Below are 23048 nucleotides of genomic sequence, written 5' to 3'. Positions count from 1 at the left end.
TTTACAGAAATGGACTACAGATGTGTCACAATTCAATTTTTCATGGGGAAAGTGCTATTTTTCAGCGATTCTAGATATGCATACAAATGAAATAATATCATATGATTTATCTTTACATCCAAATTTAAATCAGATAAAAAGGATGTTAGAACAAGCATTTAATAAATTTCCAAATACAGAAGGATTAATTATGCATTCTGATCAAGGGTGGCAGTATCAACATTCACACTATAGAAGTGAGTTAAAAAAACATGGAATCATTCAATCGATGTCTAGAAAGGGAAATTGTTATGATAATAGTATCATGGAATCACTTTTTGGAAGAATGAAGACGGAGATATATTATGCTTATGAAAAGGTTTACATGTCATTTGAAGAGTTTAGTAAAGCTGTATCTGAATATATAAAATATTACAACAACAAGAGAATTCAATCAAAAACAAAATGGATGTCACCTGTACAGTACAGGATAACATCCACATGTCTAAACTAAATATATATGTGTCCAGAATTTTGGGTACACATCATTTCTACGAAATCACGATTTTTGAGTCACTCCCATTTATATTTTATAATTGATAGACCTAAGTTCTGTAATTTTTAATGGCTATCTATGGACTAATTCATGAAAATTTTATACAATAGTATTTGCATGAATTATTTTAATCATGATAGGAAATATATGGCTGTTAGACTTTAATTTTTAATAGTTTAATAGTATAATTATAGTTGGAAAAAATTGTATAGATGAATGATTCGAATTTTAATCGAAAGGAATTTGATAATGAAAATAGGAATAGATAAAATTGGTTTTGCAATGCCAAATTATTATTTAGATATTCGTGATTTAGCCGCAGCGCGTGGAATAGAACCAGATAAATTTACAAAAGGTTTATTACAACTTGAAATGAGTATTCCACCGGTATCTCAAGATATCGTAACTCTTGGGGCACAAGCTGCATATGAAATATTAGATAAAGATGATTTAGAAAAAATTGACATGATTATCGTAGGAACTGAGTCTGGAATCGACCAAAGTAAAGCTTCTGCGGTATTTATTCACGGTCTTTTAGATATTCAACCATTTGTACGTGCTATTGAGGTAAAAGAAGCATGTTACGGGGCAACAGCGGCATTAGATTTTGCAAAAAATCATGTAATGAATAATCCAGAATCAAAAGTACTAGTTATAGCTAGTGATATAGCGAAGTATGGAGTTGAATCATCTGGTGAATCGACACAAGGTGCAGGAAGTTGTGCGATGTTAGTTAGCAGTAACCCTAGAATATTAGAACTTAACAACGATAATGTTTGTTTAACTCGTGATGTTATGGACTTTTGGCGTCCTAATTACTCGCACTATGCCTTTGTAGAAGGAAGATTCTCAACAGAACAATACCTTGATTGTTTAACAACTACATGGGGAAGATTCTCTGAAAAGTCGAAACAGAATCTTAATGATTTTTCTGCAGTATGTCTACACTTACCATATCCTAAATTAGGATTAAAAGGTTTAAGTTTATTATTAGAACAAGCTGAAGAAGATAAAAAAGAAGAATTACTTGCTCATTTTAATGAGTCTATTTTATATAGTCAACGAGTAGGTAACATTTATACAGGATCATTATTCTTAGGACTGTTATCTTTACTTGAGAACAATACTACTTTAGAAGCGGGTAATAAGATTGCATTATATAGCTACGGAAGTGGTGCTGTTGCGGAAGTATTTAGTATGACTTTAGTTGATGGTTATAGAAAACAACTAAGAAATAATCGTTTTGACGATTTTGACAGTAGAACACGTATTTCAATTGATGAATATGAGAAAATGTTTTTTAGAGATACTACAGTTGATGAAGAAGGAAACTTAGATATTTCTGATATTCAAGATGAAAGCAGATTTGTTTTAGAAAAAATTGAAAATCACAAGAGAGTTTATAAAAAACAATTTTAATAGAGGGAACTATGGAAAAAATTTGGAGTGGATTTTATAAGAAAAATATTGATGAACGCTTAGAAGTTATTGAACAAGCTGATATTTTAAGTAAGGAGCATCTTGAACTTCTTAAAAATAATGAAGTATTAGACTTTGATACGGCTAATAACATGGTAGAGAATGTAATAGGAACTTTCTCATTACCTTTTAGCGTTGTGCCAAATTTTACTGTTGATGGAAAACAATATGTAGTACCATTTGTTACAGAAGAACCATCGGTAGTTGCAGCTTGTAGTAATGCCGGGAAGATAGTAGCGAAATCTGGTGGTTTCAAAACGGAAATCCTTGATAGAAAAATGATTGGTCATGTTGCGTTATACGATGTAGCAGATACTACCTTAGCTGTAGAACGTATTTTACAGAGTAAAGAACTTCTTCTAAAAACAGCTAACGAAGCATATCCATCTATCGTAGCTCGAGGTGGTGGAGCTTGTGATATTGAGGTCAAAGTTCTATCAGAAGAAGGTGTAGATTTTGTAGTAGTTTACCTTATCGTCGATACTTTAGAAGCGATGGGGGCAAATATGCTAAATACAATGCTAGAGGCTCTTAAAGTTTCGTTAGAGTCATTAACTGAGGGTGTAGCTCTTATGGCGATTTTATCGAATTATGCGACACGTTCACTAGTTACAGCAGAATGTTCTATTCCATTTGAAAACTTAGGAGAAAATGGAGAATATTTAGCTAAAAGAATTGAGCTTGCGAGTAAATTTGCCAAAGCAGATGTCTACAGAGCTGCTACTCATAATAAAGGTATATTTAACGGAATTGATAGTGTTGTAATAGCGAGTGGTAATGACTGGCGAGCTATAGAAGCGGCATGCCAAAGCTATGCAACTAAAGATGGTAACTACAAAGGGCTTTCTACTTGGCGTTGTGATGAAGCGTCTAAGGAGCTTGTAGGAGAAATCGCGTTACCGATGCCGGTTGCTAGTGTAGGTGGATCTATCGGAATTAACCCTACTGTAAAAGTTGCACGAGGATTACTAAATAATCCAGACGCGAAAACATTAGCGAGTATACTTGTTTCTGTCGGGTTAGCTCAAAACTTAGCAGCATTAAAAGCGTTGGTAGGAGACGGTATTCAAAAAGGTCATATGAAGTTACATGCTAAATCTCTAGCGATTTTAGCTGGAGCTACTAATGAAAATATTGAATCAGTCGTAGAAGAGTTAAGAAAAGAAAAACATATGAATTTAGCTAGTGCTAAAAAAATAGTAAAGAAATACAATAAATAACGTTTAAGAGAGATTAGGATTCCTAGTCTCTCTTATTTGATAATTTAAGTAAGTTCTACATACTCTATGAATAAATCTAAAATAGATTAATAAATTTAATCTCAATAAACTGTTAAAAAAGAATAGAAGAATCTGTTTATAGTAGAAATATTTTAAAAATAAAGTTAAATTGCCGTTGTTATAAGATTTTTTATTATTGTATAAATATAGTAAAAATTCTGTTTCTAGCAAATGTTTAGGCTGTTTCATGATAAAAAATAAAATTTTTTTAATTCTGTGAGCAATTAGATTGATTAATAATTTAAAATGATATATTATATAGTGTATAGAAATTAACAAATTAATATCTATAAAAAATATTTAAAGAGAAGTATATTTAATTTCGATTTATAGAAAAATTGATAGGTAATATACAGGAGGCAAGATTATGTCATTAGAAAACAAATTCGACGAAATCAAAGGATCAGTTAAAGAAGGTTTAGGAAAATTAACTGGAGATAAATCGTTAGAAGGTGAAGGATTAGCAGAACAAGTAGTTTCTAAAGTAAAAGAAGCTGCAGAAGGTGCTAAAGATGCAGTAGAAGGCGCTATCGACAGTGTTAAAGACAAATTAAAATAAGACGAATGTTTATTGAATTCTTTTGTTAGGATATGGATAAATTGAAGTAACGAAGGAAGAGATTCAATATTTTTGTACTATAGGTGATTGACGGAAGTAAAGAAAACTTGGCCAATCACCTATTTTTTTATACAAATTTTAAAGGGTAATAAATAATTATATTAATTACAAATATTTCTAAAAAATATTTATAAATTAAAATTAACAAAACTGTTTTATATAGAGAGTTGGAATTTGTTTCTACTTAAAATATTAAAAATAATAATTTAAAATGAAGATAAACTCTATTTTTATAACAAAATTTAATTAATTTTTTGAAATATATATTTATGTAAAAATCTGTGTTAATCATTGATTGATTAGTAATTTAACATAAATTATAAAACTTTTTTAAATTTTGTGAGCAGTTATATTGATTTAAAATTAAAAGTGATATATCATATCTATAATAAATATTTGTTATTAGTATATAAATATTTATATAAAATAATTAAGGAAAGGAGAAATAATTATGATTTGGTCAATTATAGTAGGTGGTTTCATAGGCTTTGTAGCTGGCGGAATCACAAAAAAAGGTGGAGCCATGGGTATCGTTTCTAATGTTATCGCAGGTTTAGTAGGTTCATCAGTAGGACAATCATTATTTGGAGCTTGGGGTCCAAGCCTAGGTGGAATGGCGTTAATTCCTTCTATCTTAGGTGCGGCAATTGTAGTAACTATAGTATCAATATTCTTTGGGAAAAAATCTTAAATAATTTTTTTCTAAAATGAATAGTCAATTTTTGAAAGGAGGTTTAAAATGTCTAAAACAAAAAAAATAATTTCTATTATTGTTTGTCTATTAGTTTTAACGGTTATGGTTCCTATTATGATAGAGTATCATAATGTTAGCGGATTAGATCCACAATTTTTAGATTTACAATTATTCGATTGGAAACAATTTTCTTTTTTAGAATTTTATCTTTCTAGATATATTTTCTGGGGAGCATTAGTATTATCAACATTGATAATTCTTTCAATATTAGTAATAGCATTTTATCCTAAACAATATTTAGAAGTAAAACTATCTGATAAAGGTGGTAAATTATCACTAACAAATTCAGCTATTGAAGGATTTGTTAAAAATTTAGTGATTGAGCAAGGATTAATTAATAATCCGTCGGTAAAAATAAATAATAGAAGAAATAAATGCCGTATTAATATAAAAGGAGAATCAGCTTCTTCAGAGAGTATTGTTCAGAAGAGTGATCAGATTCGAGATGGAATAAAAAATGGATTGGTTGAGTTTTTCGGTATAGATAAAGCAGTAAAACTTAAGATTTCTGTTTCAGATATTCAGAAAAAAGTAACTAAAAAGAGTACAAGTCGTGTAAAGTGAGGACATAAATTATGGAATGGCTAAAAAAACATCAATACACTGTTGTATCAGGATTATTGGGAGCATTTCTAGCTTGTTTAATTCTGTTCTTAGGATTTTTCAAAACTATTTTTGTTTTGATTTTCGCTGCACTAGGAATTGTAACAGGATATTATATAAAGAATAAAATATAAAAATTTGTAATTAGGAGAAAAGATATATGTCTAATCCAAATGAAAATAATGTAGAAAAAAAAGAATTAACTACAAGTAATAGTGAAGCTAAAGGTGAATTGACATTTGATAATGATGTAATCAAAAAAATTATTGGTCAAGCTTTAGAAAATGTTCCAGGATTACTAGCAGTTGATGGTGGTTTTTTCTCGAATTTAACAGATAAATTAATTAATACTGATAATGTTACATCAGGTGTTAATATTGAAGTAGGTAAGGAACAAGTAGCTGTTGATTTAAATATCATAGTAGAGTATAAGAAAAATGTTCCTGAAATCTTTGAGGAAATTAAACGAGTGATTACAACTGATATTGATGAAATGACAGGGTTAGAGGTTGTAGAAGTTAATGTCAATGTAATCGATATTAAAACTAAAGAACAACATGAAGCAGACTCAGTAAGTTTACAAGATCGTGTATCTAATGTTGTTGAATCAACAGGAGAATTTGCATCTGATACCTTTACAGCAGCTAAAGCAGGTATAAGTGATGGATTTTCAACAGTTAAAGAGAAAGTTGGAGATGCAACTGAAGTAGTTGTAGATAAGGCTGTAGATGTGAAAGATGCAGTGGTAAACAAAGCTGTAGATGTAAAAGATGCAGTAGTGGAAAAAGCAGCAGATGTAAAAGAAGCGACTGCAGACAAAGTAGAAGAAGCGAAAGAAGTAGCATCGGAAGCTAAGGAAGCAGTAATAGACAAAGCAGAAGATGCAAAAGAAGTGACTGCAGACAAAGTAGAAGAAACAAAAGAAGTAGCATCAGAAATTAAGGAAGCAGTAGTAGAAAAAACAGCAGATGCAAAAGAAGCGACTGTAGACAAAGTAGAAGAAGCGAAAGAAGTAGCATCAGAAACTAAGGAAGCAGTAGTAGAAAAAGCAGAAGATGCAAAAGAAGCGACTGCAGATAAAGTAGAAGAAACAAAAGAAGTAGCATCAGATAAAGCAGCTGAAGGATTCGCAGGAAAACTATTTTCAAAAGTGAAAGAAGCAGCAGAAGATGCTAAAGATGCCGTAGAAGATGCTTATGACGGCGCAAAAAACATGGTAAAAAAAGATAAATAAAAAGTAATATTTAGGAGGCACTATTATGTCATTAGAAAACAAATTTGATCAATTAAAAGGTTCAGTAAAAGAAGGATTAGGAAAATTAACAGGTAACGAGAAATTACAAGCTGAAGGATTCGCAGAAAAAGTAGTTTCAAAAGTAAAAGAAGTAGCAGAAGATGCATTTGATGGTGTAAAAAATGTAGCTAGTGTAGTAGCTGATAAAGCAGCGGATGTGAAAGATGCAGTAGTAGAAAAAGCATCAGAATTAAAAGATGCAGCAGCAGATAAAGCGGAAGATGCAAAAGAAGTAGCAGAAGACGTAAAAGACGCAGCAGCAGACAAAGCAGAAGATGTAAAAGATGCTGTAGAAGATAAAGTAGAAGATGCAAAAGAAGTAGCAGAAGACGTAAAAGACGCAGCAGCAGATAAAGCAGAAGATGTAAAAGATGCTGTAGAAGATAAAGTAGAAGACGCAAAAGAAGTAGCAGAAGACGTGAAAGACGCAGCAGCAGATAAAGCAGAAGATGTGAAAGATGCTGTAGAAGACAAAGTAGAAGATGCAAAAGAAGTAGCAGAAGACGTAAAAGACGCAGCAGCAGACAAAGCAGAAGATGTAAAAGATGCTGTAGAAGATAAAGTAGAAGACGCAAAAGAAGTAGCAGAAGACGTGAAAGACGCAGCAGCAGATAAAGCAGAAGATGTAAAAGATGCTGTAGAAGATAAAGTAGAAGATGCAAAAGAAGTAGCAGAAGATGTAAAAGATGCTGTAGAAGATAAAGTAGAAGACGCAAAAGAAGTAGCAGAAGACGTGAAAGATGAAGCAGCAGATAAAGCAGAAGACGCTAAAGAAGCTGTTGAAGAAGAAGGATTCGCTGGAAAACTATTTTCTAAAGTAAAAGAAGTGGCAGGAGATGTAAAAGACGCAGCAGAAGATGCTATTGAAGATGTAAAGAAAATGGTTAAATAATAAGACTAATATTTAGTAAATCCGTTCATTAGGAAACTAGTAAATCTAAATAATATTAAATAAAAATTTATATAGGCAACTGACTAAAGTAGAACTTAAGTCGGTTGCCTGTTTTTATATTAAGTAGCTCCGCTGGATATCGATTTTAGTTTAACACAAAAAAACATCGCCATGTGAAATGACGATGTTTTTATGTTCTTTTAATATAATTCAAATCTTTCTACGTAGTACATTGTTCTATTAGCTCCGCTAGTATAATTTTTATTGTTCAAGCGAAGAGTCATCATACCTACAGGTTTTCTTGTAGCAACATTTACGTATGGGATAAGAACTCTATCACCTTTAATATCCCATTTTTCTACTGGCATAAAGATTGCATCAGTAGCACCACCGTAGCCAATATCACTTTTTGCTAGGAATACTTGATCTTTTGCGAAGTACACTACTTTATTTTTGTGATTCATTAATTTTTCTAAGTTTTCTTTATTGTAATCAGCAACATGGTTGTTTAATTGTACAAATTCAATTTCTTTATCGTTTTGTAATCTTTGTAATACATCTTGTTTTTGGAATGTTTGAGCGTTATATGTATTTAGTAAATCTAATACTTTAGTTAAGTTTATTTGTTTTACTACATTATCGCTACCATCATTACTAGCGATGTATCTTACAACATTTGCAGTGCTGCTTCCTTGTAAGTTTAACATTCCATAAGCCATAGGTTGTAAAATTTCCCCAGCTTTAGCTAAATCATGTTTATAAGCTTGAGTATTATTGTTTTGAATATTTTGTTTAGAAGAAGTAGTTACTTTTGTTGTAACTTTTTTATTTATACCATTATTAGTATTGTTATTATCTTTAATATTATTGTTATTATTGTTAACTTGAGTAACATGTTCAACTTCTTTTTGTAAATTAGCTAAAGAAGCTGGACTTTCCTCAGTAGTAATATTGTCATTAGTATCTACTTTTTTTGCTACTTTATCTGTACATCCTGTTAATAATCCAATTCCTAAAATAAATATACCTGTTGTTTTTAGAAGTTTGTTCATGTTATTCACCTTCTTTTTGTATAACTTCTTTATATTTATATTATACATTTAAAAATTACAAAAATCAACCTTTTATTACAAATATATTACATTTACATTACAAATAAATTTAGAAAGTGTTACAAAATGAAAATTTCGATAAATATAGTCTAGTGTAGACAATATTTGAACAACGTTAGTTTTTATAGTAAAATATACTAGAAAATCAAATTAGGAGATAAAATACATGAATAGAGTTGTTATTGTAAGTGCAAAAAGAACTGCTATAGGAAGTTTTGGAGGGAGTTTAAAAGATGTTTCTGCTGCGAAAATCGGTGGAGAACTTGTAAAACAATCATTAGAAGGTATAAATCTTAATCCAAGTCTAGTTGATGAAATAATATTCGGTAATGTTTTACAGACGGGCTTAGGGCAAAATGTAGCACGTCAAATCGCAGTTAATGCAGGTATTCCAAAAGAAAAAAGCGCTTTTGTTGTAAATAAGGTTTGTGGATCAGGGCTGAAAAGTGTTGTTCTTGGGGTACAATCAATATTACTAGGGGATAATGATGTAGTAGTTTGTGGTGGTGTTGAGAATATGAGTGCAGCACCTCATTATACAAAGAATGCTCGTTTCGGACAAAAACTAGGCAGTTTTGAATTAGAAGATACTATAATAAACGATGGTCTTACAGATGCGTTCGAAAACTATCATATGGGTATTACTGCCGAAAATATTGCAGAACAATATAGTATAACAAGAGAAGAACAAGATGAATTTGCTCTTTCAAGTCAGAAAAAAGCAGCCGCAGCTATTGAAAACAATCAGTTCACTAACGAAATAGCACCGATAGTTATTAAAACTAGACGAGAAGAAATTATTTTTGATACAGATGAATTTGTTCGTCCGAATACAACATTAGAAAGTTTAGCTAAATTACGACCAGCCTTTAAAAAAGATGGAACTGTAACAGCAGGAAATGCATCAGGAATAAATGATGGTGCAGCCTGTGTTATTTTAATGAGTGAAACTCGTGCTAAAGAACTAGGATTAGAAGTTCTTGCTTATATTGATGGTTATGCTTCGGCAGGATTAGATAATAAGGTGATGGGCTTAGGTCCAGTTCCTGCGACACAAAAAGTGTTAGAGAAATTGAATTTAAACATAGAAGATATAGATTTATTTGAAATGAATGAAGCTTTTGCTGCCCAATCAATAGCTGTAACTCGTCTATTAAATCTAGATCAAAATAAAGTAAATACGCGTGGAGGAGCTATTTCACTAGGACATCCAATCGGAGCTAGTGGATGCCGAGTTTTAGTTACTTTAGTTCATGCGCTAATAAATGATGATAAAGAAAAAGGTGTCTGTTCGCTTTGTATTGGAGGAGGTCAAGGGATAGCTATGGTGATTTCTAGAAACTAATTATATGATTTATATAAATATATATTTCTAAGAAAAGCCTAATATTTCAATAAAATTAAAGTTATTTATGAAAATAATTGTTTATTAGTGAAGAAAGTGTTAAAATAGATAAGTGATTATTTTTAAGGGGAAATATTGTGAATAAATTCATAAAAGAACATGGACAAGTTATTTTGTGGTTTATCTTTCTAGTGTTTATGATAATATCACTTAGTATGGTTTTTACACATGGCATTAGATATGCAGTAATAGTCTTTGTACTAAGTTTAATATTATTATATCCACCTATTGTAAAATTAATTCAGCGTAAAACGCGATTGAAAAAAGTAGTATTAGGTGTTGTAAGTGCACTTGTAATGATGTTAACTATGTTAATGACGAATCATTTCAGTGAAGCTAGAAAAGAAGAACAAAGAAAAACTGTCCAAGAGAAAAAAGAAGAACGTGATAAAAAATTAGAAGAACAGTCTTCAGAAGAGAAAAAAGAAGATAATTCTGATGAGAATAAAGAACAACAACAAGTTCTTCCACCTCCTGCTTCTAAGAAAAAAATTGATGAACAGGATGGAACAAAAAATGAGACTGTTCAATTAACTCAAACTCAACAAAATAAACAACAACAACCTAAAAAGGTAGTAGTAAGAGCTAGTAGAAAGAGTGGAGTTTATTACACACCGACACATCCTTCTTATAACAATGTTGCAGCAAGAAATCTATTAGTCTTCAGTTCAGAAGAAGCTGCTCAAAGAGCAGGATATAGAAGAGCTGCATAAAAAAATCTCAGACATTTATTGTCTGGGATTTTTTGTTTAAACATAGAAATAATGTAAAATAAAAAAACGTGTTTGGGGAACACGTTTTTTTAGTGAACTAAATTAAGTTCTAAGCAATTTCTTGCTTGTTTATATCTAATCTTATATACAAATAACAAAAGAGTCTCTCAACTCTTTAAAAGGGAGAATGGCTTGCCTAGGGAGCGACAAGCCACATTATGAAAAAAATTAAAAAGTTTTATTATCTGTTAATATCATAAAGAATTAACCGAAATATTGGTTTAAACAAAAATAATTTCAAACTTAAAAGGGAGAAACGACAAGTGTCGTTAAGAATGAAATATTATTACTTTTGTTCAGGTAATTATTATATACCTTGTACTTAAAATATACTTAAAATTTTTCTTGCTTTTTAAAAAAATGAAATTTGCTCGTTTGTTCTCATTTTTAATTCAAAATTTATAGTTTCTCTATCATTTTCAGCTAAATAACTGTTAATTTGAGAGAAGACTTTACTTCCAAAAAAGCCACGGTATGCGGATAGTGGACTTGGATGAGCTGATTCAATAATTTTGTGTTTTGAAGGATCAATTAGTTTATTTTTGCTTCTTGCATAGGCTCCCCATAAAACAAAAACTACATTTTCATTTTCTTCTGAAATTTTTTCAATTATGTAATCCGTAAAATCCTCCCAGCCCATTTTACTGTGACTTGCTGGAGAATTTTTTTCTACCGTTAGCACAGCGTTTAGTAAAAATATACCTTGCTTGAACCAAGATTCTAAGTTCCCTGTTTTTGCTGGTATAATACCTAAGTCATCATGTAGTTCTTTATAGATATTTATTAAACTTTTAGGTAGTGGAACATCATCGTTTACCGAAAAACTTAAACCACAGGCTTGATTAGGATTGTGATAGGGATCTTGTCCTAATATTACGACTTTAATATCTTCTAATGGTAGATCAAAAACTCTAAAAACTTGTTCTTTTGGCGGATAGATAGTTTTAGTAAGACGTTGTTCATCTATTTCTTTTATCATGTTATTTAATTCATCTATTTTTGGATAATTATTGAATATTTCTTCCCAACTGCTGTGCATATAAAACTCCTTTGAATAACTACTTGTTATAAAAGTATAACACAGTTAAATTTTTATTAAAATAGTTCTGATTGAACTTGTCTAAAACATAAGTGTTTGGAGTATGATATAATGTTATTAACAAATACTCAGGAGGAATATGTATGAAATTAGGTTTTATCGGTGTAGGAAATATGGGAAAAGCTATCTTAGAAGGACTACTTCGAAGTGGTAAAGTTAGTAGTACTGATGTTTTTGTGAGAAATTCTTCGGATAAAAGTACTAGAAATGTTGCTGAAGAAACAGGTGCTGTATTCTGTAAGAGTCTAGAACAAGTAGTAGAAAACAGTGATATTGTATTTTTAGGGGTGAAGCCATATTTAGTAGGGGCAGTGCTAGATCAAGTGAGCCTTAGTTTGAAGAATAAGATTGTTATTTCAATGGCAGCAGCTGTTGAAATAAATGATTTAGAAAAGAAACTTCCAGGGACTAAAATAGTTAGAATTATGCCGAATACACCCGTAAAAATAGGGAGTGGTGTAGTAGGTGTTGTATTTAATTCTTTAGTAAATGCTGAAGAAAAAACATTAGTATTAGACCTATTAAATAATTTAGGTATTTCCGAGGAAATATTGGAAAAAGAGATGGCAGCTTTAACAGCTTTAAGTGGTTCAGGTCCTGCGTATGGATATTTATTTATAGAAGCATTAGCTGATGGTGCTGTACTAAATGGATTAAAGCGTGATGTAGCTTATAGACTAGCTGCAAATACAGTTTTAGGTGCTGCGAAGATGGTTTTAGAGACTAAAGAACACCCAGGTAAGTTAAAAGATGATGTATGTTCACCAAGTGGAAGTACTATCGAAGCTGTGAGAGTTTTAGAAGAAAAGAATTTCCGCAGCTCAGTTATAGAATGTGAAAAAGCCTGTTTCAATAAATTAGATAGAATGAAATAGAATATAAGAGTATGATTAAAGGTTGACCAAAAAAGTCCTAAAATTTAACAAAGTTTGTATTAGAATTCATAGACGCAGTGGTTTATTGACATCCAAATTCGCTTTAAAAGCTTTTTGGATGTCTAATAAACTGTGCGAGGGTGACTCGACAAAATCGATTTCTACGAAATAACGATTTTTGAGTCACTCCTTATTTATTTAATTCATCTGTTAAGTTATAAAGGTCGTCTACTAGGTGACCAACATAAGCGATGGCTTCTTTAAGTGGTTCATCAGTGCTTACATCACAACCTGCAAGTTTAGAAAGATCTAGTGCTGACATGCTGCTTCCTTTAGAAAGAACATTTAACCAAGTGTCGGCATAAGAACTGTCATTATCGATCTTATTAGCAATAGCTGTACCGATTGTTAATCCTGCAGAGTAAGTGTATGGATATAGTCCCATGTAGTAGTGAGGTTGTCTCATCCAAGTAAGTTCCGCACCTTCATTAACAACTAAACTATCTCCGAAGAACTCTTCCATAATATCGCGTTTAACTTTAGAAAGAACGTCAGCGTTAAGCATTTCGTTGTTATCTACCATTTTGTAGATTCTATCTTGATAAACAGCTTCTAAGTAGTGTGTTACCATATTGTGGAAGTATGTTCTACTAATCATGTTGCTGATAACCCAACGTTTGAAACGAGCATCAGTGTTAGTTTTTAGTAGGTAGTTAGATACGATAACCTCGTTACAAGTCGATGGAGCTTCAACGAAGTAAAGTGGACAATCGTTGTTTAACATTGTTTGGTGTTTCCCTGTACTCATGAAGTGATATGCATGTCCAAGCTCGTGAGCAAGAACGAAAACTTCATTCATTTTTCCAGTCCAAGAAAGTAGGATAAATCCAGCTACATTAGGAACTGTTGCGCAGAATCCACCAGTGCTTTTCCCGATATTTTGAGGGAAGTCAGTCCAACGTTTGTCATAACTTTCATCGATCATATTAACGTAGTCTTCACCAAGAACACCAAGTGCTTTTTTAAGGTAAGAACGAGATTCATCGATAGTCATATCAACTTCGAAATCTGGATCAAGGTTAATTTTACAGTCTGCAAACTGCATATCTTCAATTTTGTGCTCGCGCGCTAGAAGTTTGATGTAACGGCGAATATGAGGTGCTAAATCTGTCATAAGAGTACGGATTTGACGGTCATATAATTCACGGTTACCATCTTGAGCAGCTAGTAGGTAGTCGATAACACTATCATAACCACGCATTGTAGCAAGCATTTTTTCTTTTTTGATTTGTGAAATATACTCGTTTGCTGAAGTGTTTTTATAAGCATTTAATGTTTTATAAAAACTTTTCGCAGCATTACGGCGCACTTCAGTATCGTTATCCATTTCGTGTAAGTTTTCGTATAGTACGAAACTATTTTCGAAAATTTTTCCATTTGCTTCAAAGCTGTCGAATTGCATATCTTCGTGCTTAGTTACCTCATATAGATTGTAGTAACCAGGAAGACTCTCGTAGTTTGCGATTACTTGTTCAGCTTCTTTTGATAATGTATGTTTTTTCTCCTGAACGATTTTTTCGAAGTAGTATTCTAAATCAGGACGATAGTTTTTCACGAAATCTTTAATGAATTTTTCATCTAGTCCTACAAGTTCAGTATCGAAGAAACTTAAGTTTCCCGCCCATAAAGTAGAAACATCTTCAAATAGTGTTACATTTTGTACAACATTGTCATTAAATCTATCCACCGCCATCGGTAACTCAGCAAAGTGAGATAGTTTATAATATTCTTCATAAAGTTCTTCGTATTTTTTAACAGCAGTATCTAAAGTAGCGTAATCAGCTAATTTACCTTCGTAAGTAGCCTTAAAATCTAAGATTTCTTTTTTAATATTCTCAAGGCTCGCTTTAAAATCTTCATCAGTTTTGTATAGAAGAGTCATATCCCAAGTATATTTCTCTTCGACTTCATTTCTTGGTATTAATTTCATTTCAGTCATAGTTTACCTCCTGTGTAAATAAGTCGAATTATATCGATTGATAGTTGCCTATAAGCAACTTAATAATAATTATAATACATAATAGTAGATAGGTAAAGCTAATTATTTTTTTTAGGATAGAATGAATGAAGTGTCGATAAATAGCGCGAGAGAAGTCGATACAAGGTGAACAGGAATAGCGTAAAATAGAACACTAATTTCAAATAATAAGTGAGTTTGTAGTTCTATCGTTTATGGCGAGAAGTATGGTATAATTGAAAAAGAATAATATATATAGAAATATAAAACATATTTCCACGCAATAATTATAAAGGGCGACTATGGTTAGAAAAGTTAGTAGAAAAGGAAGGATAGGAAAATGAAGAAAGTATTGATAAGTATAATATCGGTAATAGCAATAATAGCGATATTAATAACAGGTGAAAAATATTGGAATGAATATCAAGTGAAAAAACATGAAGATCAAGTAGAAAAGATGATACATGGAGAAGAGGTAAAAACAGAGCTAGAACATATCCTAAAATTATTGGATAAAAAAGCTCTGATACCAGAAGGGAAAATAAAAAGTTATAAAATAGATGAGGATTATTCAAGAGTAGATTCCGGAGATGATGTAGCTATAAAAGTGATAATAAATGATGATAAAGATCTTACTGTTAAGACAGCTCTATATAAAGATTCTAAAAGAGGTGCTTTAGAGCATAGAGCTATTCTAACATCTGAAAAATTATCAGGACTTTTATCGGATAATGGAAGGTAACAGAATAAAAAAAAATAAGAGTAAATAGAAAAAATATTCCTTAATAGATGAGAGTAGAGAGGGTGATATCTGTATTTACTCTATAAATTTTTTGAGTTATAATTTTAATTAGTAGATTTATTAAACAAAAAGCGAGGTATCTTATGAAAATAGCAGTAGTAGGTGGGGGAATAGTAGGAGCTACATGTGCTTATTATTTGTCAAAAGAACAACGAAATGAAATAGTAGTTTTCGATTATGGTGTAGGTCAGGCTACAAAAGCATCGGCTGGGATTATAAGTCCGTGGTTTTCTAAAAGACGTAATAAACCTTGGTATAAGATGGCTAGGTTAGGTGCGGATTTTTATTTGAAATTAGTTAAAGACTTAGAAGTTGATGGTTATAATACTGACTTTTATTCACAATGTGGAGTATATTTACTGAAAAAAAATGAGGATAAGTTACCTGAGTTAAAAGAACTTGCTGAAAGTCGTAAAGAATTATCGCCAATGATAGGAGACTTAGAGATAATCTCAAAAGAAGAAGTTCAAAAAATCATTCCTAGCTTCGATAACAATGGAGACGTACTGTATGCGAGTGGCGGTGGACGAGTAGAGGGGGAACGATTCGTTAATACTTTACTTTCTGCTTCGAAAGCCAATGTCGTTAAAGAAAAAGTTAGTCTAAAGGTTGTGGGAGATAAGTACGAGATTAATGGACAGGCTTTTGATTTAATCGTACTTGCAACTGGTGCGTGGTTAAAAGATATACTAGAACCGCTTGGCTTTGATGTTGATGTTCGTCCGCAAAAAGGTCAACTAAGGGATTACAAAGTTTCTGATGAAAATACAGGATCTTATCCAGTTATTATGCCTGAGGGTGAATTGGATATTATTCCATTTGAAAAAGGTGTTGTTAGTGTTGGAGCAACACACGAAAATGATATGGGCTTTGATTTAACTATTGATAAACAGCAACTCGATGCTTTTGGTGAAGAAGCGGAGAACTTCTTAGGTGAATTAAAAACTGCACAGACAATAAATGAACGTGTTGGAATTAGGGCTTATACTAGTGATTATTCTCCGTTCTTTGGCGAGGTTCCAACATTGAAAAATGTTTATGCGATTAGTGGATTGGGTTCTTCTGGTTTAACTACAGGTCCAATAATTGGCTATAGTGTAGCGAATATAATTTTAGGAAATGATATAAAATTAGACCCACAAGATTACAATATCGCAAATTATATAAAAATTAAAAATAATTAGAGCATTTTTTAGTAGTATATTATTGATTTTATAAAATCTATAAATTAAATATAAGATATTTTACAATAATGATATTGTAATTTTGATATAAATGAAATAATAATTCTAAAAGTTTGAAGTAGATTCAAAAGTTCTAAATTTTTAACAAAGTTTATATAAAAACTCATAGACGCAGTGATTTATTGATATCTAAATTCACTTTATAAAAGCTTTTTAGATATCTAATAAACTGTGCGGGGGTGACTCGACAAAATCTTGTTTCTTAAGAAATCACGATTTTTGAGTCACTCCCTTTTCTTTTATAAAAAAAATAGCACAACGTTTGCATTTTATGATATAATTGAAAGTGGACTGTTGTACGCATTAGATGTTGTTTTGCGTGCTGACGATATTATTAATCAAAGGAAGGAGATTATTTATGATAGCTGAATACTCATCAGGAGTAAGTACTCTTACACTAATTATTCATTTATTGGATATATTATTAGTTTGGTTCTTAGTTTATAAATTACTAAGTTTATTAAAAGGTACTCGTGGTATGCAACTTGTTAAAGGTATATTAATCGTTATTGGATTGAAAATATTCTTTAACTTTATTGGATTCAAAACGATGACATATATATTTGAACAAGTGGTTACTTGGGGAGTACTAGGAATAATGATTATATTCCAACCAGAATTAAGACGTGCTCTTGAATACATAGGAAGGGTACAGCTATCGAATATCTTCAATATTAATTATAAAGATGTACAAAAAAATTCTACTGAACATATAATCAAAGCTGTTGTTGATTCATCAAGACATATGGCACGACGAAGAATAGGTGCACTTATAGTTTTAGAAAATAACACAGGACTTGATGAGTATGTAGAAAGTGGTATTACAGTTAATGCTGAGGTTACAAATGAACTTATAATTAATATATTTATTCCGAATACACCATTACATGATGGTGCAATGATAATTGATGAAAATAAAATTCGTGCTGCCAGTTGTGTACTTCCTCTATCGGATAATAGATCTATAGCTAGTAGCTATGGAACAAGGCACCGTGCAGCTCTAGGGTTATCTGAAGTGACAGATGCTATAGTAATTGCTGTGTCAGAAGAAACAGGAAAAATTAGTGTATGTCAAAATGGTGTTTTAACTTCAGATTTTTCGACAGAAGATTTAGCAAAATATTTAGCTAAAAACTGGAAACAGCAAGATAAAATAATTAGATAAGAGGTGATATTATGCAACTAAAAGAAAATAATAAGTTAAAGTTAATATCATTTTTAATAGCGATACTATTGTTCTTATCAGTTAATGAAAATTTCAAGAATTTCTCAGTTCTTGGAGGTGATACGAACGATAATGCTACTGCATGGGTTAGTGATATCCCACTTGAAGTTGATTATGATAAAGATAAATTGTATGTGGTAGGTATTCCTAATACAGTATCTGTTAAATTAACTGGATCACAGACGAAAGTCCAGAAAGAAAGTGTTGCTAAGAACTTCAAAGCGAAGTTGAATCTTAGAAATGCTCAAATTGGTGATGATCAAAAAGTTAAAATTGAAATAAATGGACTTGAAAGAGGTGTAGATGGGACTGCAGAACCTTCTACAATAACTATATCTATTAGGGAAAAAGCAACTAGAGAGTTTAGAGTTACGCCGATAGTTAAAAAAGAGCGATTATTGATTGGATATGAAGTAGATAAACTTAGCGTTACGAATGAAACTGTTAAGATTTCTGGAGCAATCGAAAGCCTTAATAGAATAAATGAAGTTCGAGCTGAGAGTGATACTCGTACGAAAATTAATAGAAACACTAGAGAAGAGGCTAAATTAGTAGCTTACGATAGTGATTATAATAAAATAGAGGATATTCAAATAGAGCCGAACTCAACTCTTATGAGTATTGAATTAAAAAACATTGAAAAAGAAGTGCCATTAGAAGTAAATACTATAGGTAGCCTACCTTCAGGATATGAGTTAGTTAGTGCTACTGCCGATGTTTCTAAGGTAACTATTAGGGCGGAAGACGCTAATGAATTAGCAAAAATTAATGAAATGTTCGTTGATGTTGACTTGAGTGATGTTAAAGAAGAAACAGAAGAGCGTAGTAATCTAAAAATATATCCAAAAGAAAATATAAGAATAGCGACAGATACACCGATTGTTAAAGTAACGATCAAGATAAGGAAAAAATAAAGATGACAGACAAAAAATTGATGTTTTTAGCTATTAATATGCTTATAACGGTTTTCAGCTTAGCTATAATAATAGGAACTATGTTTATAGAAAACCAAAGTGTCAAAAAAACAGCTATTTTTGTGGCGATAACGATATTAATAGTTCAGAAGTTAATAGAGATAAAAGTAATTGAAGAGACTCGAAAAGTCAGTATTGTTATATTATTTATAATTATTGCAGCTGCAGGGTACTTCGGTTATAGATTATATTAAAATATAAAGAGCTTGGGGGAAGATTTGGAAATCTGATTAGAATTCGTGTTTTTAAATCGCCCCCGCAAAGTTTATTAGATAAGTAAAAGCTATGATTTCGTAGGGTATTTATTTGTAAACTATTGCGACATAGTATGTAGTTAAGTTTTATCTTGATTATATAAATTAACCCCTTTGCTCGTTTAAAGAATTAGTAGGAGATGTTATGGATAAATTATTTTCATCAAAAATATATATAAATCATAGATTTAAGCTAATTATGGTATTGGATTTATTGACGGTAATATTTGGAGTAGTAGCATCTATATTTTTAGGTAAGGCTTCGGATCCATTTTCTATGTTGAATGACCATCACGTAGAAATAGCCGAATTTTTAGTGATTTCACTTGTGGTTTATACAATTAGTTTTTATTTGTTTGGTACTAATAAATCACTATGGTCTTACTTAGGTGTAAATGAAATAGTAAATATCTGTTTTTCAGTAGTACTAGGGGATTTAATCACTAGTATTTTATACCAATATATGCTACCTGATACATTTTCAAATGTTAGGTTTGCGATTTTTTCACCGTTATTAATAATCGCAGGAATGATGTTTATAAGAATGCTTTACCGTGCTTTACGAGAAAGAGAAGCGGGTAAATATGGTGCTAATTCTTATAAGAACACATTTATAATAGGTGCAGGAGATGCTGGCTATATCTTGTTAAAAGAACTATCTAAAAACAATATTTTCCGTGCCAATGTAGTTGGGCTTATTGATGATAACAGAAAAAACTCTGTAATTAGTGGGGTTACTGTTGTTGGAACAACATATGATATGCTGAAACTTATTCCAAAATACGAAGTAGAACAAGTATTTTTAGCTATTCCTTCAATTGGAGCATATGATAAAAATAGAATATTAAACGTACTAAAAGAAGCGAATGTTACTGTTAAAGTAATGAGCTCAGGTATTGCTGTAGAGGATGGAGAAAGTATTTCTAAACACTTAAAAGACGTGTCTATTGAAGATTTATTAGGACGTGGTGAAGTGAAACTGTCTCAAGGTGAGATTCGTTCATATATTAAAGGGAAGAGTATTCTTGTTACTGGTGCTGGTGGTTCAATCGGAAGCCAAATTGTTCGAGAAATATTTAAATTCAAACCTAGTCAACTCGTTCTAGTAGATGTTAATGAGAATGCATTATACATGTTGGAGCGTGATTTAGATTTTGAAAAATCACATAGTAAAGAATATAACGATATACAATATATTTCAGAAATAGTAAGTATTCGTGAGAAAGCAGCTTTAGCTGAGGTGTTTGATAAGTATAAACCGGATGTAGTGTTCCATGCGGCAGCACATAAACACGTTCCTTTAATGGAACGCCGTCCACAAGAAGCGATAAAAAATAATGTTTTCGGAACGAAAAATGTTATGGATGTGGCGATTGAAAAAGAAGTAGAAAGATTTATTATGATTTCAACTGACAAGGCTGTAAATCCAACGAATGCGATGGGAGCTTCGAAACGTTTAACAGAGATTATCTTACAATCAAAAGGTAATAAGTATAAAACAAAATTTGCTGCGGTTAGATTTGGTAATGTACTAGGTTCTAATGGTTCTGTAATTCCTATCTTTAAAGAACAAATTAAAAAAGGTGGACCTATCACAATTACTCATAGAAATATTATTCGTTACTTCATGACGATTCCAGAAGCTGCGCAGTTAGTATTGCAAGCTGGGTATTACGCAAGTGAAGGTGAGATTTTCCTACTAGATATGGGAGAACCCGTAAAAATAATAGATCTTGCGACAAACTTAATCAAACTATCAGGATTAGAACCATATAAAGATATCGATGTCGAAGAAATCGGTCTAAGACCTGGTGAGAAGATGTATGAAGAGTTATCATTAGACTACGAAAGTAGTGAAAAGACTGATAACCAAATGATTTATAAAAATACAACTTTAGACATTGATGTAGACGAATTAGATAGAAAACTAAACGAATTAAAATCAATGTTAGGACATTCAACAAATGAAGAAATACGTAGCAAGTTGTTTGAGATAATAAATTGTTATAATGGATAAAAAAGAGAGCGATTCAAAGATGATTTTGAATCGCTCTTTCTAGCCATAGGAATGACTCGAAAATCAAGATTTCGAAGAAATCGATTTTATCGAATTCCCCACTAGCTAGTGGTAGAGAGTGGCATTTTTATTTTTCTAAGTTTTTAGTTTTTTTATCTATATAGTTAGTTAGAACCCAAGATAATACTATAGGTAAGATTGAATAAACAAATTGGAACACTGATAATATGGTTTTATATTTTTGTGTAAAATCCGGACTAACTGCTCTATCTAATATTAATAATAGTACGATACCAAATAACAGATAGAATACTAGAAATATGTAATATCTTTTTTTAATTTTTTCTGTGTTAAACATAAGATACCCCCTGAAACGCAATTGCGTTTTAATTACCAACAACATTACGAAAGAATTATCCTCCGCACTTTTAACATAACACAAAATATTAAAAAATAAAAGACTGATAAAATCATTGTTTTTATGGTATAATAAAAGTTAGTGATGTTATTTGAAGAGGTAGTCAACATAACATTACTTAAAAGAAGATATAATGATTGAGTACTGATTTCAAAAGAGTAAACTTTTGAAGTTGGTGTTTTTTAGTTGTTTTAATTTGATATACTGTTTAAAGAAACTAATACTGTGTTGTAGTTGTTAAATTAATACTATTTAAGTTATAATAATATTGTAAGAGATTGAGAGGATGGGGGAGTATTTATGGAATTTAGACAGTTAAACTATTTTATTACAGTTGCGAATAAAAGAAGTTATTCTTTAGCGGCCAAGGAATTATTTGTCACACAGCCTACATTAACGTTGGCAATAAAGAAATTGGAAAAGGAATTTAAAACTACTTTATTTGAGCAAAATAATAGACGTTTAGAGCTAACAGAAAGTGGGCAAATGCTCTATGAGAAAGGTATTGTTTTATTGAAATCATATAATAATTTAATCGATGAAATGAATGCATCTAGTGAAGAAAGTAGAGAGGTGCTGAAGGTAGGTTTAACAGTATTATTTGCAATTCAATACATGGAAGAAATTTCAAGTTTTATAGCTAGACATCCAAAGGTTGAGTTGAGTCTAATTCAACATGGTTCGAAACAATTACAAAGGATGGTTGCTAATGGTGATCTAGATTTAGGATTACTTTCTTTTCCACAGTATGAGAAAGATATTGTTATGAAACCTATTGAAAGAAAAAAGGCTTCGTATGTTGCTGCGATTGTAGTTCCTTCTAATCATCCTTTGGAAAATAAAGAAGAGATTACTATTGAGGATCTAAAGGATGTGAGAATAAGTTCACTTACAAAAAATTATGTCCTAGGAAATGAAATTTGTGTGAAGTGTAGGGAGAGGGGTTTTGAACCGAACATTGTTTTTGCCGATGATAATTGGACTGTTCTTGTAAAGAGTATTTCGATTTTTGATAGTGTGGCTATATTGCCTGCTGAGTTCGAAGATATTAGTCAATTCCAAAATACGAAGTGGATACCGTTAGCGGAAAAGATGGAGTACAAGGTAGGAATTGCTCATAAAAAAGATGAAGATGTTTCTGATATAGGAAAAATATTTATAGACTATATACTCTCAGAAAATATAAAGAAAAAGTAGAAAACATAGAAAAAGGTAGTGGGAGTGACTCAAAAATCGTGATTTCAAAGAAATGATGTGTACCCAAAATTCTGGACACATATATATTTAGTTTAGACAAGTGGATGTTATCCTGTATTGTACAGGAGGCATCCATTTTGTTTTTGATTGAATTCTCTTGTTGTTGTAATAATTTATATA

At 31.3% G+C, this 23048-nt stretch carries 24 protein-coding genes; 19 read left to right on the top strand and 5 right to left on the bottom strand.

Annotated features, from left to right (window positions below; genetic code table 11):
* From ACWOA3_RS08590 to ACWOA3_RS08550, 9 genes are all read left to right on the top strand, one after another.
* Positions 1-493 (top strand): IS3 family transposase (locus ACWOA3_RS08590; protein ID WP_456885363.1); only part of this gene is annotated, 493 nt, incomplete at its 5' end.
* Positions 494-784: 291 nt separating this feature from the next.
* Entirely contained in the window at positions 785-1954 is a 1170-nt protein-coding gene (locus ACWOA3_RS08585; protein ID WP_456885361.1) for a hydroxymethylglutaryl-CoA synthase, read from the top strand.
* An 11-nt stretch (positions 1955-1965) separates the two neighbouring features.
* Positions 1966-3234: a hydroxymethylglutaryl-CoA reductase, degradative gene (locus ACWOA3_RS08580; RefSeq protein ID WP_456885359.1), complete on the top strand. Its 1269-nt coding sequence runs from the start codon at positions 1966-1968 to the stop codon at positions 3232-3234.
* Between the two features lie 427 nt (positions 3235-3661).
* The gene (locus tag ACWOA3_RS08575) at positions 3662-3853 is read left to right on the top strand and encodes a CsbD family protein (RefSeq protein WP_294682751.1); all 192 of its coding nucleotides are present in this window, start codon (positions 3662-3664) and stop codon (positions 3851-3853) included.
* A 511-nt stretch (positions 3854-4364) separates the two neighbouring features.
* Positions 4365-4604: a GlsB/YeaQ/YmgE family stress response membrane protein gene (locus ACWOA3_RS08570; protein ID WP_003147546.1), complete on the top strand. Its 240-nt coding sequence runs from the start codon at positions 4365-4367 to the stop codon at positions 4602-4604.
* 48 nt (positions 4605-4652) lie between these two features.
* Entirely contained in the window at positions 4653-5231 is a 579-nt protein-coding gene (gene amaP / locus ACWOA3_RS08565) for an alkaline shock response membrane anchor protein AmaP (protein ID WP_456885353.1), read from the top strand.
* An 11-nt stretch (positions 5232-5242) separates the two neighbouring features.
* Positions 5243-5404 (top strand): DUF2273 domain-containing protein, encoded by a 162-nt coding sequence (locus tag ACWOA3_RS08560; RefSeq protein WP_003144288.1) that lies wholly within the window; start codon positions 5243-5245, stop codon positions 5402-5404.
* 26 nt (positions 5405-5430) lie between these two features.
* Positions 5431-6504: an Asp23/Gls24 family envelope stress response protein gene (locus ACWOA3_RS08555; protein WP_456885348.1), complete on the top strand. Its 1074-nt coding sequence runs from the start codon at positions 5431-5433 to the stop codon at positions 6502-6504.
* A 25-nt stretch (positions 6505-6529) separates the two neighbouring features.
* The gene (locus tag ACWOA3_RS08550; RefSeq protein WP_456885347.1) at positions 6530-7456 is read left to right on the top strand and encodes a CsbD family protein; all 927 of its coding nucleotides are present in this window, start codon (positions 6530-6532) and stop codon (positions 7454-7456) included.
* A gap of 200 nt (positions 7457-7656) precedes the next feature.
* Here the strand turns inward: ACWOA3_RS08550 and ACWOA3_RS08545 are convergent, their stop codons facing one another.
* A complete protein-coding gene (locus tag ACWOA3_RS08545; protein ID WP_456885345.1) occupies positions 7657-8508 on the bottom strand; it encodes a hypothetical protein in 852 nt (283 codons plus the stop codon).
* 226 nt (positions 8509-8734) lie between these two features.
* Between ACWOA3_RS08545 and ACWOA3_RS08540 the strand changes: the two genes are divergently transcribed.
* Positions 8735-9913, top strand: coding sequence for an acetyl-CoA C-acetyltransferase (locus tag ACWOA3_RS08540; RefSeq protein WP_456885343.1), 1179 nt, complete (start codon positions 8735-8737; stop codon positions 9911-9913).
* A 137-nt stretch (positions 9914-10050) separates the two neighbouring features.
* On the top strand, positions 10051-10686 hold the full coding sequence (locus tag ACWOA3_RS08535) for a sunset domain-containing protein (RefSeq protein ID WP_456885341.1): 636 nt from the start codon (positions 10051-10053) through the stop codon (positions 10684-10686).
* A gap of 412 nt (positions 10687-11098) precedes the next feature.
* On the opposite strand, the gene ung is transcribed toward ACWOA3_RS08535, so the two are convergent.
* Positions 11099-11785: a uracil-DNA glycosylase gene (ung, locus tag ACWOA3_RS08530; RefSeq protein WP_456885339.1), complete on the bottom strand. Its 687-nt coding sequence runs from the start codon at positions 11783-11785 to the stop codon at positions 11099-11101.
* Between the two features lie 143 nt (positions 11786-11928).
* Here ung and proC point away from each other — a divergent pair, with 143 nt between their 5' ends.
* Positions 11929-12720: a pyrroline-5-carboxylate reductase gene (proC, locus tag ACWOA3_RS08525; RefSeq protein WP_456885338.1), complete on the top strand. Its 792-nt coding sequence runs from the start codon at positions 11929-11931 to the stop codon at positions 12718-12720.
* 190 nt (positions 12721-12910) lie between these two features.
* Here proC and pepF read toward each other — a convergent pair whose 3' ends face one another.
* Positions 12911-14719, bottom strand: coding sequence for an oligoendopeptidase F (pepF, locus tag ACWOA3_RS08520; protein WP_456885336.1), 1809 nt, complete (start codon positions 14717-14719; stop codon positions 12911-12913).
* Positions 14720-15077: 358 nt separating this feature from the next.
* On the opposite strand from pepF, the gene ACWOA3_RS08515 reads away from it, so the two are divergent.
* The 6 genes from ACWOA3_RS08515 to ACWOA3_RS08490 all read left to right on the top strand — a co-directional run bounded on the left by ACWOA3_RS08515 (position 15078) and on the right by ACWOA3_RS08490 (position 21253).
* Complete coding sequence (locus ACWOA3_RS08515; protein WP_456885333.1) at positions 15078-15479, top strand: DUF1310 family protein; 402 nt, start codon at positions 15078-15080, stop codon at positions 15477-15479.
* Between the two features lie 143 nt (positions 15480-15622).
* Positions 15623-16723 carry an NAD(P)/FAD-dependent oxidoreductase gene (locus tag ACWOA3_RS08510; protein WP_456885331.1) on the top strand — a complete coding sequence of 367 codons (1101 nt, stop codon included), beginning with the start codon at positions 15623-15625 and terminating at the stop codon, positions 16721-16723.
* A gap of 418 nt (positions 16724-17141) precedes the next feature.
* Positions 17142-17948 carry a diadenylate cyclase CdaA gene (cdaA, locus tag ACWOA3_RS08505; protein ID WP_456885329.1) on the top strand — a complete coding sequence of 269 codons (807 nt, stop codon included), beginning with the start codon at positions 17142-17144 and terminating at the stop codon, positions 17946-17948.
* Positions 17949-17959: 11 nt separating this feature from the next.
* On the top strand, positions 17960-18922 hold the full coding sequence (locus tag ACWOA3_RS08500; protein ID WP_456885327.1) for a CdaR family protein: 963 nt from the start codon (positions 17960-17962) through the stop codon (positions 18920-18922).
* Positions 18923-18924: 2 nt separating this feature from the next.
* Positions 18925-19176, top strand: coding sequence for a hypothetical protein (locus ACWOA3_RS08495; RefSeq protein ID WP_456885326.1), 252 nt, complete (start codon positions 18925-18927; stop codon positions 19174-19176).
* 205 nt (positions 19177-19381) lie between these two features.
* Positions 19382-21253, top strand: coding sequence for a polysaccharide biosynthesis protein (locus ACWOA3_RS08490; protein ID WP_456885324.1), 1872 nt, complete (start codon positions 19382-19384; stop codon positions 21251-21253).
* 127 nt (positions 21254-21380) lie between these two features.
* On the opposite strand, the gene ACWOA3_RS08485 is transcribed toward ACWOA3_RS08490, so the two are convergent.
* Entirely contained in the window at positions 21381-21611 is a 231-nt protein-coding gene (locus ACWOA3_RS08485; RefSeq protein ID WP_456885321.1) for a hypothetical protein, read from the bottom strand.
* Positions 21612-21971: 360 nt separating this feature from the next.
* On the opposite strand from ACWOA3_RS08485, the gene ACWOA3_RS08480 reads away from it, so the two are divergent.
* Positions 21972-22868 (top strand): LysR family transcriptional regulator, encoded by an 897-nt coding sequence (locus ACWOA3_RS08480; RefSeq protein WP_456885319.1) that lies wholly within the window; start codon positions 21972-21974, stop codon positions 22866-22868.
* 87 nt (positions 22869-22955) lie between these two features.
* Here ACWOA3_RS08480 and ACWOA3_RS08475 read toward each other — a convergent pair whose 3' ends face one another.
* The gene (locus tag ACWOA3_RS08475; protein WP_455338259.1) at positions 22956-23045 is read right to left on the bottom strand and encodes an IS3 family transposase; all 90 of its coding nucleotides are present in this window, start codon (positions 23043-23045) and stop codon (positions 22956-22958) included.
* Positions 23046-23048: the final 3 nt, after the last annotated feature.

This window comes from Gemella taiwanensis, assembly GCF_054054385.1.
Note: the sequence above shows the minus strand (reverse complement) of the source record. Positions and strands in the feature narration are given on the sequence as shown.